The 13946-nt window shown below is 70.6% G+C and carries 12 protein-coding genes; 1 reads left to right on the forward strand and 11 read right to left on the reverse strand.

Translation table 11 applies throughout. The features are described 5' to 3' along the window. Positions 1 to 87 precede the first annotated feature (87 nt). Positions 88 to 366, forward strand: coding sequence for a DUF202 domain-containing protein (locus tag B1759_RS11790; RefSeq protein WP_095515280.1), 279 nt, complete (start codon positions 88 to 90; stop codon positions 364 to 366). Between the two features lie 43 nt (positions 367 to 409). On the opposite strand, the gene thrC is transcribed toward B1759_RS11790, so the two are convergent. From thrC to B1759_RS11845, 11 genes are all read right to left on the reverse strand, one after another. Further along, positions 410 to 1666, reverse strand: a complete 1257-nt coding sequence (thrC, locus tag B1759_RS11795; RefSeq protein WP_198948838.1) for a threonine synthase — start codon at positions 1664 to 1666, stop codon at positions 410 to 412. A 78-nt stretch (positions 1667 to 1744) separates the two neighbouring features. Next, the gene (locus tag B1759_RS11800; RefSeq protein WP_095515282.1) at positions 1745 to 2674 is read right to left on the reverse strand and encodes a homoserine kinase; all 930 of its coding nucleotides are present in this window, start codon (positions 2672 to 2674) and stop codon (positions 1745 to 1747) included. 67 nt (positions 2675 to 2741) lie between these two features. Further along, a complete protein-coding gene (thrA, locus tag B1759_RS11805) occupies positions 2742 to 5204 on the reverse strand; it encodes a bifunctional aspartate kinase/homoserine dehydrogenase I (protein WP_095515283.1) in 2463 nt (820 codons plus the stop codon). A 179-nt stretch (positions 5205 to 5383) separates the two neighbouring features. Then, positions 5384 to 6448, reverse strand: a complete 1065-nt coding sequence (gene nuoH, locus B1759_RS11810) for an NADH-quinone oxidoreductase subunit NuoH (RefSeq protein WP_095515284.1) — start codon at positions 6446 to 6448, stop codon at positions 5384 to 5386. A 69-nt stretch (positions 6449 to 6517) separates the two neighbouring features. Next, positions 6518 to 8233 (reverse strand): 2Fe-2S iron-sulfur cluster-binding protein, encoded by a 1716-nt coding sequence (locus B1759_RS11815; protein WP_095515285.1) that lies wholly within the window; start codon positions 8231 to 8233, stop codon positions 6518 to 6520. 39 nt (positions 8234 to 8272) lie between these two features. Beyond that, complete coding sequence (locus tag B1759_RS11820) at positions 8273 to 8785, reverse strand: DUF4920 domain-containing protein (protein ID WP_095515286.1); 513 nt, start codon at positions 8783 to 8785, stop codon at positions 8273 to 8275. A gap of 64 nt (positions 8786 to 8849) precedes the next feature. Continuing rightward, on the reverse strand, positions 8850 to 10238 hold the full coding sequence (gene nuoF / locus B1759_RS11825; RefSeq protein WP_095515287.1) for an NADH-quinone oxidoreductase subunit NuoF: 1389 nt from the start codon (positions 10236 to 10238) through the stop codon (positions 8850 to 8852). A 46-nt stretch (positions 10239 to 10284) separates the two neighbouring features. Continuing rightward, positions 10285 to 10974 carry an NAD(P)H-dependent oxidoreductase subunit E gene (nuoE, locus tag B1759_RS11830; protein ID WP_095515288.1) on the reverse strand — a complete coding sequence of 230 codons (690 nt, stop codon included), beginning with the start codon at positions 10972 to 10974 and terminating at the stop codon, positions 10285 to 10287. A gap of 64 nt (positions 10975 to 11038) precedes the next feature. Beyond that, positions 11039 to 12436, reverse strand: coding sequence for an NADH dehydrogenase (quinone) subunit D (gene nuoD / locus B1759_RS11835; RefSeq protein WP_095515289.1), 1398 nt, complete (start codon positions 12434 to 12436; stop codon positions 11039 to 11041). 90 nt (positions 12437 to 12526) lie between these two features. Continuing rightward, on the reverse strand, positions 12527 to 13297 hold the full coding sequence (locus B1759_RS11840) for an NADH-quinone oxidoreductase subunit C (RefSeq protein WP_198948839.1): 771 nt from the start codon (positions 13295 to 13297) through the stop codon (positions 12527 to 12529). Between the two features lie 59 nt (positions 13298 to 13356). Beyond that, the gene (locus B1759_RS11845) at positions 13357 to 13914 is read right to left on the reverse strand and encodes an NADH-quinone oxidoreductase subunit NuoB (protein ID WP_095515290.1); all 558 of its coding nucleotides are present in this window, start codon (positions 13912 to 13914) and stop codon (positions 13357 to 13359) included. Positions 13915 to 13946: the final 32 nt, after the last annotated feature.

A 13946-nucleotide genomic window follows, 5' to 3' on the forward strand; every position in this document is an offset into this window, starting at 1 on the left:
GAAGGTCGGCAGGCGCTCTGCCTCGACTCGGCCCACCCCCCGCCGTCCCAACGTGCCAGCCTTCGAACCTGTCCACCTCCTGACTTCATGCCTCCCTACGCCACCGTCCCCGAGGCCGACCTGACGCTCCGCGACCAGCTGGCCCTCGACCGGACCGTCCTCGCCAACGAGCGGACCCTGCTCGCCTACCTCCGCACCGCGCTCGCACTGGTGGCGGGCGGCCTGACGCTGCTCCACTTCGTCGACGCGGCCTGGGCGGCTGTGATCGGCGGCGCGGCGCTCCCGCTCTCCGTCGTCGTCGGGGCCTACGGCGCGTGGCGCTTCACTCGGACGCGGCGGCGCCTTCGAGCCATCGGGGCGAGCTAGCCGCAGGGGGCTATCGCGATGCGCCTCTGCCCGAGTCCGCCCATCAGATGTACCGCCGCAGCGCGTCCAGCTCGGCCGGGATCGTATCGACGGCGGTGGGAGCCTCCCGCAGGCGCGCGAGCCGAGGCGGGGCCGAGGGCGTGACTCCGGTCGCCTCGGCGACGGCGTCGGGAAACTTGGCCGGGTGCGCGGTCGACAGGACCACCATCGGTCCGGAGACGCCGTCGGCGCGGCGGCGGCGGATGGCTTCCAGCCCGACCGCCGTGTGGGGGTCAGCGACGTAGCCCGTCTCGTCGTGGACGCGGCGCATGGCTGCCAGCGTCTCGTGGTCCGTGACAGTCTCGCCGTGGACGAGCGCGCGGAGGTCGGCGTCGGAGAACAGCGACCGGAGGCGTTCGAGGTTGCTCGGCACGCCCACGTCCATCGCGTTCGAGAGCGTCGGCACGGACGCCGAGGCGGGCGCGTCGGCGCCGTCGAGGAAGCGGACGAAGCCGTCGTTGGCGTTGTGCGCGGCCACGAAGCCGGTGACGGGCAGGCCCGCGCGCATTGCCATCGTCGCGGCGGTCAGGTTGCCCAGGTTGCCGCTCGGCACGACCACCGTGCCGGGCTCGCCGAGCTGGCGGAGCGCCCAGGTGGTGTAGAGCATCTGCGGCAGCAGCCGCCCGATGTTGATCGAGTTGGCCGACGAAAGGCGCCGGTCGCCGGGCGCGCGCTCGGCGAACGCCGCCTTGACGAGCCGCTGGCAGTCGTCGAAGGTGCCCTCCACCGCGAGCGCCTGCACGCCGTCACGCGCCACGATGAGCTGGCGCTCCTGCACGTCGCTCACGCCGCCTTTCGGGTAGAGCAGCACGACGCGGACGCCCGGCACGCCCGCGAACCCATCTGCGACCGCGCTGCCGGTGTCGCCCGACGTGGCGGCCAGGATGGTTACCTCCTCGCCCTGGAGCGCGTCCGCCATCAGCCGCGCCATCGTCCGCGCGCCGACGTCCTTGAACGAGAGCGTCGGGCCGTGGAAGAGCTCCAGCACGTGCACGCCGTCGCCGAGGGAGACGAGCGGGATCGGGAACGAGAGCGCGTCCTCGACCAGCGCTCCGAGGTCGGTCACCTCGGGCAGCCATGCGGACAGGACCGTCGCGCCGAGGGCCGCACGGTCGGACGCACTCGCCCAGTCGTCCGGGAGCACGGGGATCTCGGTGGGAACGTAGAGGCCGCCGTCGGGCGCGAGGCCATCCAGGAGCGCCTCGCGGAACGGGACGGCGTCGCCGCCGCCGCGCGTGCTGACGTAGAGAGGAGCGGGCACGGAATCAGGGATCAGGGATCAGAAATCGGGGGCCAGTGCCGGCCGACCCTGTCCGCCTCGGTGCCGAGGCGGGCGGGCTCACGGCGCGACCACGCGGACGCCCTGCGGGTCGACGCGGGCGACCCAGCCGGTCGCGTCCACGCCGCCCGCGCGGCTGGCCGCCACCATCGCGTCGACGATGGCCTGCGGGTCGGCGTCGGTGCCCGGGATGGCGAAGAGAGCGGGGCCGGAGCCGGTCAGCGCGCAGCCCGCGGCGCCCGCAGCGAGCGCGGCCCGACGGACGGCCTCGTAGACCGGCACCAGGGGCGCGCGGAACGGCTCGGCGAGGCGGTCGCGCATGATCGCCGCGCCGACGGCATTCCAGTCGCCCTCCAGCAAGGCCCGCATGAGGAACGCGATCTCGGCGGCCTGCGCGGAGGCGTCGCTGTGGGGGACGGTCGCCGGGAGGACGGCCCGTGCGTCGCGCGTCAGCACCTCCACGTCCGGGAGGACGATGGCGAGCGGCGGTGGGGCCGGAAGCGTGAGGCGGCGGTAGACGGTCGGGTCGGATGGAGAGACGAGCACGAGGCCGCCGAAGAGCGTCGGCAGGACGTTGTCGCCGTGATAGCCGCCCGCGGCGCGCTCGCCTTCGAGGACGGCCTCCACCAGCCCACGCTTGTCGAACGGTCGCCCCAGCACCTCGTTGGCCGCGAACGCCCCCGCCACCGCGCTCGCCGACGACCCGCCGACGCCCGAGCCCATCGGGATGCCCTTCTCGATGCGAAGTCCGACGCCGCCCTCGGCGCCGGACTGGCGGAGGACGTGGCGCGCGGCGCGCCCCGCCGTGTTCGTTTCCGGATCGGTCGGCAGTGACGGCGGCCCCTCGACGGTGACGCCCGGCGCGTCGGTCCGCCACGCAGTCACGCGGTCGCCCAGGCCGGTGATGCACAGGCCGAGGGCGTCGTAGCCCGGCCCGAGGTTGGACAGGCTGGCAGGACCGAAGACGGTGACGGGGGAGGAGTCGGGCATCAGGAATCAGGAATCGAGCGGCGGGCCGTCCGCATCGGTCGGGCACCGGAGGGAGGAGGCGCGTCGGTCACGGCATCAGCTCGGCGGCCTTGACGAGGTCGGCGAGGAGGCCCGCGGCCGTCACGTCGGGTCCGGCGCCGGGGCCCTGGACCACGAGCGGCGTCTCGCTGTAGCGGTCCGACTGGATGATGATGACGTTGTCCGTCCCGCGTGAGCCGCCGAACGGCGAGGCGGTGTCCACGGCGCGGACGCCCACGCTCAGGCCGTCGTCCGAGATCACCCCGACGAAGGCGAGACGCTTGCCGTCCGCCTCCGCCTCGGCGACGCGGCGGGCCCAGTCGGCGTCGAGGTCGTCGAGCGCGTCCATGAAGGCGTCGACCGAGACATCGGCCAGCTCGGCGGGAACGAGCGACTCGACGGTCAGGTCGGCGCGCTCGACCTCGCGGCCGGTCTCGCGAGCCAGGATGAGGAGCTTCCGCGCCACGTCCTCGCCCGTCAGGTCGTCGCGCGGGTCGGGCTCGGTCAGCCCCAGCGCCTTCGCCTCGCGGACGGCCTCGGAGAAGGCCGCGCCCTCAGCGAGCTTGTTGAACAGGAACGCCAGCGTCCCCGAGAAGACGCCCTCGACGTGCCGGATCTGGTCGCCCGAGCGCAGCAGGTCGCGGACGGTGAACACGACCGGGAGCCCGGCCATGACCGTCGTCTCGTAGTGGTAGCTCACCTCGCGGCGCCCGGCGGCCTCGCGGAGCGCGCGGTAGTAGTCCATGTCGAGCGTGTTGGCCTTCTTGTTGGGCGTCACCACGCCCACGCCGGCCTCCAGCCAGCGCACGTAGCGCCGGGCGACCGCCTCGGACGCGGTCGCGTCGACCACGATGCGGCGCTCCAGGCCGCCGACGAGCAGCTTCTCGTCGAGCGCATCCAGGTCGGCCTCGGTGGCGGCGTCGCCGTCGAGGAGCGTGATGCCCTCGGCGAGGGGAAGGCCGCCCGCGTCCCACGCCATCCGGCGCGAGTTGGCGAGGCCGACCAGCCGCAGGTGGATCCGGTCGCGCTCCATCAGGACCGGCGCGTGCTCGGCCAGGAAGTCGACCAGCTTGCGGCCGACCGTGCCGGTCCCGATCACGACCACGTGGACGCGCGCGCGCCGCAGCGGGAACGCCTCGTGGAGCGCGCCGAGTGCCGCCCGCACGTCCTCCTGGCGGACGACCAGCGAGATGTTGGTCTCGGCCGCGCCCTGCGCGATGGCGAGCACGTTGACGCCCGCGCGGCCCAGCGTCGCGAACAGACGGCCCGCGAGGCCGGGCTGATGCCGCATCCCCTCGCCGACCGCCGAAACGACGGCGCAGCCGGGGATGGCAGAGATCGACCGGAGGTCGCCGCGGTCGAGTTCTGTCGCGAACGCCGCCTGGAGCGCCGCCACGGCGGCCTCGGCGTGGGCGCCGTCGACCACGAAGCAGACGCTCTGTTCGCTCGACGCTTGGCTGGTCATGCGCACGTTAACGCCCGCGCCCGAGAGCGCCTCAAACAGCCGCGCGCCGACGCCCAGGACCGCCTGGATGCCGCCGCCCTCCACCATCACGATGGCCACGTCGCGGACCGACGAGATCGCCTTGACGCGCAGGTCGAGGTCGTCGGTCTCGTTCGAGATCACCGTGCCCGGCTCGTCCGGGTCGAGGGTGCTCTTGATGAGGATCGGGATGCCGCCGCGCTCGGCGGGCAGCATCGTGCGCGGGTGGAGCACCTGGGCACCGAAGTAGGCCAGCTCGGCGGCCTCGCGGTAGCTCAGTCGCGGCAGCGGGACCGCCTCGGGCACGAGGCGCGGGTCGGCGGTGTAGACGCCTGCCACGTCGGTCCAGATGACGCACTCGGCGGCGTCGAGCGCGCCCGCCAGGATGGTGGCCGTGTAGTCCGAGCCGGAGCGACCGAGCGTGGTCGTGACGCCCGCGGCGGTCGAGCCGATGAAGCCGGTGACGACGGCGACGGCGTCCGGGTCGAGCGCGTCCATCGCCTCGCGCGTCTGGCGGCGCGTGGTCTCGGGGTCGACGGTCGCCGCCCCGAACCGGCCGTCGGTGCGGATGAGCGAGGCCGCGTCGAGGGCGACGGCGGCGTGCCCGGCGGCGCGGAAGGCGGCGGCCACGATGGGGGCGGAGAGCCGCTCGCCGGTCGCGATGACCGCGTCGCGCGTGCGGTCGGTCGCCTCGCGCAGCAGCGAGACGCCGTCGAGCAACTCGGTCAGTTCCCCGAGGCGGGCGTCGAGGACGGCCTGGAGCGCGGGGCGGTCGTCGGCGGTCGCCAGGTCGTCGGCCGCGGCCTCGTGGCGCTGGCGGATGGCGTCGACAGCGTCGGTGTGGCCCGACCGCGCCAGGGCGGCGTCGAGCGCCGCCAGCAGGTCGTCGGTGGTGCCGCCGAGGGCGGAGACCACGACCACCGTGCGGTCCTCGGCGGCGGTCGCTGTGACCAGCTCGACGACCCGGCGGATGCGCTCGGGGGAGGCGACGGACGTTCCGCCGAATTTGGAGACGTGGGGGGCGAGCATGGCGACCGGCAGGGGGGAGGACCCGGAAGCTAGAAGCCCCATGCGCCCGCCGGCCGGTTCCGATGCGATGCAAAGCGCTTCCAGGCCGAAGAAAAGCGGTCGCGTGACGGTCCCGAACCGACATCGGGGGCGCCCCAGCCTGGAGCGCCCCCGAATCAGAGGTCCGCGAAGGCTCTCGGTTAGGAGCCGACGATCAGCTGCCAGCCTGCCACCAGGGCCGCGATCACGAGGATGTTGGCGATGCCGATGGGCAGCATGTACTTCCAGCCCAGGTTCATCAGCTGGTTGTACTTGAAGCGGGGCAGCGTCCAGCGGATCCAGATGAAGCAGAAGGCGATGAACATCGTCTTCAGGAGCGTCATCGTGATCCCGATGAGCGTCAGCGCGACGCCGCCGAGGCCGACGTACTCGACCAGCAGCGCCTGGCCCGGCATCAGGTAGCCGCCCAGGAACAGCACCGTGATCAGCAGCGACGCGATCCACAGGTTGACGTACTCGGCCAGGAAGAACATCCCGAACTTCATGCCCGAGTACTCGGTGTGGTAGCCGCCGACGAGCTCCTGCTCCGCCTCGGGCAGGTCGAACGGCGCGCGGTTCGTCTCGGCCAGCGCACAGACGCTGAAGACGACGAAGCCGACCGGGTTGCGGAACAGGTTCCAGCCGAGGAAGCTGCCCAGGTGGTCCTGGCTCTCGACGATGTCGAACAGGCTCAGGCTGCCCGAGTAGAGCACCACCGAGATGGCCGCCGCGCCCATCGCCAGCTCGTACGAGATCATCTGGGCGGACGAGCGCAGCCCGCCCAGCAGCGAGTACTTCGAGTTGGAACTCCAGCCCGCCAGCGTCACGCCGTAGACCGTCACCGAGGTCATCGCCAGCACCACCAGCAGGCCGACCCCGATGTCGGCGACGGCGAGCGCGTCGCCCGCGGGCGTCTTGGCCCACGGGATCAGCGCGCCGGTGCTCATCGCGATCACCACCATCAGGACCGGCGCCAGGCTGTGGATGAACGGGTTGCCCTGCGCCGGAACGATGTTCTCCTTGAACATCAGCTTGAACACGTCCGCGAAGGACTGGAACAGCCCTGCCGGGCCGACGCGGTTCGGGCCGGAGCGCTCCTGGATGAACGCCGACACCTTGCGCTCGGCGTAGACCAGCAGCGACGCGGTCACGAGGAAGAAGTTGAGCAGCAGGAAGATGACGATCGGCAGATCGAGCACTTCCCAGATAGCGAGGAGGACGTCCATGCGGAGCGATAAAAGGGGCGCGGTGGCACTGTGGTAGCGCCTCAGGCACTACGAGGACACGAGGCGGGGTCAGGCGGAGAGCTGCGGCGCGTCGGCCGTTTCGAGGGGGACGCCGAGGGTGGCCATCGCGCCGTGCGTGGCGCCAGCGAAGGCGGGCCGCTGGGCGATCTCCTTCATCAACGCGGCCGGGCTCTTGACGGCGAGGTCGTGGCCGAGGGCCTTGGCGATCTGGGGGATCGTGGCCCAGCCCGGCAGGCAGTCGACCTTGTTGTCCTCGTCGTGCCACCGGTCGAAGGGCGTCCCGACGCGGTCGTTGCGGCTCTGGCCGGTGCCGAGCGCCATCAGCAGCGACCGGTTCATGGCGCGGACCATCTTCGCCGGGCGCAGAAGCTGCGCGCGGCCCGTCTCGTTGACATAGGTGCCGACGGTCTCGACCGACATCGTGATCGGCAGCTCGACGGTCGCGGGCGTCTGCTGGGTCGTGTGCGTCGTGTGGAGGACGACGGGCGTCCCGGCCAGGTCCGCCTCCGTGAGGAGGCCGGCGGCCACGGGGTCGTCCTGGAGGATGTAGACGAGGTCGGCCGAGGCGACCGCGCCGGCCAGCAGCGCGGGGTCGACGGGCGCCATGCCGAGGCGGAGGCACCCGGCGGTGTTCGGAGCGGGGTCGGAGGAGACGAGCCAGTCGTCGCCCTCCTGCGAGCCGCGGCGGTCGATGAAGCGCGGTGCCTCGGCGCCGACGGCGCTCGCGAGGCGCATCAGCATCTCGTTGTCCTCGACGGTGGCGGTCGCCGAGCCGAGGAAGAGCACGTTGGAGCCTGCGGCCTTGAGCAGCTCCCCGGCCTCGCGGGCGGCCATGTCCCAGGTGGTCGGGGCGCCGTTGAGGCGCGGGCCGGAGGCGCGGTTCTCGTTGTAGGTGGAGAACACGAGCCGGGCCGCATCCGGCATCCAGTACTCGTTCACGTCCAGGTTCTCGCGCGGCGTGATCCGCATGACCTGGTTGTTCTTGGTCCAGACGTCGACGTTGATGCCGATGCCGCCGAAGTCCGAGACCGTCGGCGTCTTGGCCATCTCCCAGACGCGCGCCTGGAAGCGGAAGTAGTCTTCGGTGAGCGCGCCGACGGGGCAGATGTCCGTCGTGCACATCGAGTAGGCGTCGTCGAAGACCTCGCCCGGCGCCGTCATCGGGTGGTTCTTGTCGCCCCGGTTGATGATGGTGAGCTGGTGCGTCTCGGTGATCTCGGCCGTGAAGCGGGTGCAGCGCGTGCAGTTGATGCAGCGCTCGGCGTCGAGGACCACGTTGGGCCCGAGCTGGACGCGCTTCGGCTTGTGGACCTTCTCGAACTCGAAGCGGCTGCCCTCCGGGCCGTACTTGTAGGCCTGGATCTGGAGCGGGCACTGGCCCGCCTGGTCGCAGATCGGGCAGTCGAGCGGGTGGTTGGCCAGCATGATCTCCAGGTTGTCGGCCTGGGCCTCGGCTACCTCCGTGGAGCTGAGCTGGGTGTGCACCACCATGCCCTCGGTCACGTCCAGCGCGCAGCTGGGCATGAGCTTCGGGAAGTAGTTGATCTTCTGCTCGCCGTTCTCGTCGAGCACCGGCTCCTTCGTCTCCCGGTCGAACAGCGGCGTGCCCGCCTTGACGAGGCACTGGCGGCAGTTGGCGGGGACGCTCAGCGAGGGGTGGTAGCAGAAGTGCGGGATCTCGGTGCCCGCGTCGAGGCTGAGCTGGAGGACCTTCTGGCCCGGCTCGAACTCGTGGACGTTCCCGTCGATGGTGACCTGCGGCATGCTGTCGTGTGCGTCGTGCGTGGAGCGGGGGAGGCCCGACTAGGCGTCGGCGAGTTCGGCGCCGAGGGCGGTCAGGACGAGCGTGTTCTTGGGCTCGGTGATGGCAGCGACCTCCTCGGGCGAGGCGCCCGCGTCCTCGGCGTAGTGGCGCTGGTCCTCGACCGACTCGGGCGTCACGTCGAGGATGCCAGTCACGCGGACCGTCCGCCCGGCGGCGTCCTTCGGGAAGGTGTAGACGTAGCTCTCCGACTCGTCGCGGGGGACGTTGATGCGGACCAACTGGCCTTCGTCGTCCGAGAACGTGAGCCAGCAGCCCGCCTGCTGGCAGACCTCGCGGGCGACGCCCTCCACCACGACCGTCTTGCCGGCGTACGTCTCGGCCTCGGCGATGAGCGCGTCCGGCGTGAGCGCGTCGCCGTCGGGCACGGCCTCGCCAAAGGTGCTCGCGGCCACCGAGGCGGCCTCGGTCGTCCCGTCGGAGGCCGCGGGGTCTGCCGGCGCGTCGGCGCAGGCGACCAGGAGGAGGAAGGGGAGAAGCAGGAGTCGAGTCATGGTCAGAGTCGTGCGTCTGGACGGCGGCCGTGGAGCGTCACGGATCGCCCACCGCGCGTCCAGATTACGGTGTGCCGGTCGGGGTGATGAGCTTGTCCGCCTCGATCGAGGCGCCGTCGCCGGACACGTCGGCGCCCGGGAAAGCGGACGGCAGGCACTTGGCCTCGAACTCGTCGCGGAAGCGCTTGATGCCCCAGCGGACCGGCCACGCGGCGGCGTCGGCGAGGGCGCAGACGGTGCGGCCCTCCATCTGGTCGCAGAGGTCGAGCAGCAGGTCGAGGTCGCGCGTGTAGCCCTGGCCGTCGTCGATGCGGTGGAGCAGCTTCTCCATCCAGCCCGTCCCGTCGCGGCAGGGCGTGCACTGGCCGCAGGACTCGTGGTGGTAGAAGTGCGCGATGCGGCGCGTGAAGCTCACCATGTCGGTGTCCTCGTCGAGGAAACACAGCCCGGCCGTGCCCATCGACGAGCCCGCCTCGCGGAGCGTCTCGGCGTCCATCGTGGCGTCCTTCGCCATGGCCCACGTGAGGGGCGGCGTGGACGAGCCGCCGGGGACGACGGCCTTGATCTTCTTGCCGCCGCGGGCGCCACCGGCCACCTCCAGCAGGTCCGGGATGAGCATCCCCGCCGGGTACTCGTAGACGCCCGGCCGGTTGACGTGGCCCGAGATGCCGTAGAGCACCGGTCCGGTGTGCTTCTCGGTGCCGATGCCCGCGAACCAGGCCGCGCCGCGGTTGACGATCAGCGGGACGTCCGCCAGCGTCTCGACGTTGTTGATCGTCGTCGGCATGCCGAAGACGCCGACCTGAGCGGGGAAGGGCGGCTTGATGCGCGGGTAGGCGCGGCGGCCCTCCAGCGAGTTCATCAGGCTCGTCTCCTCGCCACAGATGTATGCGCCGGCGCCCGCGTGGACCACGAGGTCCGTCGAGAAGTCAGTCCCGAGGATGTTCTTCCCGATGTAGCCCTTCGCGTACGCCTCGTCGACGGCCGTCTGGACGTGGTCGATGTAGTCCTTGTACTCGCCGCGGATGTAGAGGTAGCAGGTCTTGATCGACATCGCGTAGCACGCGAGCACGATCCCCTCGATCATCAGGTGCGGGTTGTACTCGAAGATCTGCCGGTCCTTGAACGTGCCCGGCTCCGACTCGTCGCCGTTGCAGCACAGGTAGCGCGGCTTGTCGGGGTCGACGGGCGGCATGAAGCTCCACTTCAGGCCGGTCGGGAAGCCCGCGCCGCCGCGCCCGCGCAGGCCGGACGCCTTGACCTCGTTGGTCAGGCCGACGGGGTCGTACTTGCCGTTCTTGACGACGTCCTTGAGGGCCTTGTAGCCGTCGGCCTCGGCCTCGTAGACGTCGATCTTGTGGAGGTCCTTGATCGGCGGCAGGATGACGCGCTCGTAGCTGCGCCAGTCGCCAGCCTTGGACTGTCCGGTGAGGAGGGTGTCGGTGTCGGCCATGGGATGTCGGGTCGGTCTGCCTCGGTGCCGAGGTGGACGGGGAGCCTTAGTGGATCGTGTCGGAGACCGGCGGGGTGATGTACGTCTCCGTCGCCTCGGCGTCGGAGCGGCGGTTGCCGTTCATCTCGTCCTCGTCCTGCGGCAGCGTGACCGACTCGAACGGGAGCGCCTTGCCGTCACGGAGGGTGTCGACCATCGCGTCGATCTTCTCCTTCGTCAGGTTGTGGACGTAGGGGCCGTTGGTGACCTGGAGCATCGGCGCGGAGCCACACGCACCGAGGCACTCGGCCTCCTGGACCGTGAAGAGGCCGTCCTCGGTGGTCTCGCCCTTGGTCACGCCTAGCTTCTCCTCGAGGTAGTGCAGCATGTCGTAGCCGCCGCAGACCTGGCACGAGAAGCAGGTGCACACGTCGAGGACGTAGGTGCCCTTCTTCTCCTTGAAGTACTGGGTGTAGAACGTCGCGACGCCGTACACCTTCGCGTACGGCACGCCCAGCGTGTCGGCGACGAGGTGCATCGCCTCGGGCGGGAGCCAGCCGTACTTGGCCTGCGCCAGCCAGAGCGTCTTCATGACCGCGCCGTCGGGCGTCGGGTACTGGCTGCGGAAGACGTCGATGCGTGCCTGCTCGTCGGCGGTCCAGACGAGGTCGGCGTCGGCGATCTGGCGCTCGGGCGCCTCGCCGGGCACGTACTGCGGCGTCGGGCTGACGAAGGGGCCGGGGGTTTCTGGCGTCATAACGTTCTGTGTTGAAGGTTGAACGTGGGCAAGGCCGAACCTTCCACGTTCCACGTCGCACGTTCTACTTGTCCGAGTCGCCGATGACGGGATCCACGGAGCCAATGAGGACGACGGTGTCGGCCACCATGGCGCCCTCCATCATGGTCTCGAGGCCCTGGAGGTTCTTGAAGGAGCCGGTCACGATCTTGGCGCGCCACGGGCTCCCGGTGCCGTCCGAGACGAGGTGGAAGCCGAGCTCGCCCTTGGGGCTCTCGATGGCGTGGTAGCACTCGGCACCCTTCGGCGGGGCGACGCCGGTGTCGGTCATCATGAAGTCGTGGATCATGCCCTCCATCGAGTAATAGACCTCGTCCTTGGAGGCGTAGGCCGCCTTCGCGTTGTCGACGCGGATCGGCCCCTTGGGCAGCTTCTGGAGGCACTGCCGGATAATGCGGACCGACTGCTCCATCTCCTCGACGCGCACGAAGTAGCGGGCGAGCGAGTCGCCCTCGGTGCGCATCGGGATATCGAAATCGACCTGGTCGTAGACGAGGTAGGGCTCGAAGAGCCGGATATCGTGGGCGACGCCCGAGGCGCGGAGGGTCGGGCCGGTGTAGCCCTCCCGGAGCACGTCCTCCCGCGTCAGCGTGCCGACGCCCTCGTTGCGGTCGATCCAGATGCGGTTGCGGTTGAGAAGCTTCTTCCAGTCGGCGATCTGCTGCTCGAACTCGTCGCAGAAGCGCTCGGTCATGGCGAGGGCCTCGTCCGAGAAGTCGAACGCGAGGCCGCCGATGCGGGAGTGTGAGACGGTGAAGCGCGCGCCCGCGATCTCGTCGAAGATGGAGTAGATCTCCTCGCGGTACTTGAACGTCCAGAGGAAGACCGACAACGCGCCGGCGTCCATCACCATCGTGCCCGCCCACAGAAGGTGCGACGAGATGCGGGCGAGCTCGCAGCCGATGGTCCGGAGCCACTGGGCCCGCTCGGGCGCCTCGATGCCGGCCAGTTTCTCGACCGCGAGGCACCACGCCACGTTGTTCGAGTAGGGCGACATGTAGTCCATGCGGTCCGTGTAGGGCATGAACTCCTGGTAGGTCTTCACCTCGGCCAGCTTCTCGATGCCGCGGTGCAGGTACCCGATGTCGAGGAGGCACTTCTCGATGGTCTCGCCGTCGAGCTGGCAGACGACGCGGAGGGCGCCGTGCGTGGCCGGGTGCTGCGGGCCCAGGTTGAGCACCATGCGGCTCTCCAGCGGGTCCTCCGCGATCATCGGCACGGCCGAGCCGACCGGGGCGCCGTCGCCGCCGAGGTCGACGCGCTGCCTGGCGTCCGCCTCGGCCTGGATCTCGACCTGCGTGTGGCGGTCCGCCAGCGCGCGGTAGAGCGCGGCGTTGTGGCGCGGCCAGAACGTGAAGAGGTCCTCGGACGTGCCGGGGGCCGCGGCGTGGGCGTTGGGGGTGGCCTGGTCGGTGGTCGCCATAGAGGGGAGGGTACGGGGTACTACCGGGTACGGGGTCTGGCAAGACGGCCAGTGCGAGGCACCCTGTACCTCGTACCCCGGACCGTGTACCTAGTCAGAGTCGAGGTCCTTCGGGATCTGGCCGTGGGCACGCGGGAACGGGTCGGCCTGGAGATCGCCGTCGGGGTGGTTGGCCGGGAGCGGAAGCGAGCCCGGGATGCCGAGGGTCGGGAATTCCTTCCGCAGCGGGTGGTACTCGAAGTCCTCCGGCATATAGATGCGCCGGTGGTCGGTGAGGCCCTCGAAGCGGATGCCCATCATGTCCCAGGCCTCGCGCTCGTGCCAGTTGGCGCCCGGGTGGACGTGCGTGATGGTCGGCACCGTCGGGTCCTCCTCATCCACTCGGACCTTCAGGCGAATCCGCTTCTTGGCCTCCAGCGCGCACAGGTTGTAGAACACCTCGAAGCGGTCCTCCTCGGTGAACCGGTCGATGGTGCCGATGTCGGTCAGGTAGTCGAAGCCGACCTCGTCGTAGAGGAACTGCACCACGTCCGCGAGGCGGGCGGTCTCGACGAAGACCGTCGTCTCGCCCGCGTAGCCGACCGTCTCCAGGATGGCGTCGCCGAACTCCTCGTTCAGGGCGGCGAGCACCTTGGGGACGATCCAGGTCGCCTTGGCGTGCGGGTTCTCGGTCTGGAGCCGCTCCATCTCGCCCGCCAGCGCGTCGCGCGGCGTGAAGTGGAACTTCAGCGTCTGGGCCTGCTCGCCGGGGTCGACGAACGGCGCGTCGTCCGGGCCGCCTACCAGCGCGTCGGCGATAGGCATGAGGGCGACTGACGGCTGCGGCGTCGCCTCGGGAGTCTGCTCGGGGGTGTCGGACATGAGGTCTGGGGCGTGGGGCGTGGATCGTGGGGGACGGCCCACGCTCGACGCGCGGCTCGCTACGCGGGGAGGGTCGCCGGGACCGGCCGGCCGGCGGCGTCGAGCATCCGGCCGTCGATGAGCTGGTTCGGCGCCTCGGTGAAGCGGACGTCCTTGGCGACCGACTCCGTCACGCGGATCTTCTCCTGGATGTCCATCAGCGCGTGGATGATGGCCTCCGGGCGCGGCGGGCAGCCGGGGATGTAGACATCCACAGGCAGGAAGTTGTCGATGCCCTGCACGACCCCGTAGCAGCGGTGCATGCCTCCGGTGGAGGCGCAGGCGCCCTGGGCGATGACCCACTTGGGCTCGGCCATCTGGTCCCAGATGCGGCGGACGGTGTGGGCCATCTTGTGGGAGCACCAGCCCGCGACGATCATCAGGTCCGCCTGACGGGGGCTGAAGCGCATCGCCTCGGAGCCGAAGCGGGCCACGTCGTACTTCGGCCCGGCGAAGCCCATCATCTCGATCGCGCAGCACGCGAGGCCCATTGGCATGGGCATCAGGGAGTTCGACCGCGCCCAGTTGACGACCGAGTCGACGGTGGTGGTGAGGAATCCGCCTTCTTCGCTGAACATGGGGGTGGAGGTCGTGCGCAGAGTCAACGGGG

Origin of the sequence: Rubrivirga sp. SAORIC476 (genome assembly GCF_002283555.1) — a bacterium.
Classification (GTDB): Bacteria; Bacteroidota; Rhodothermia; order Rhodothermales; family Rubricoccaceae; genus Rubrivirga.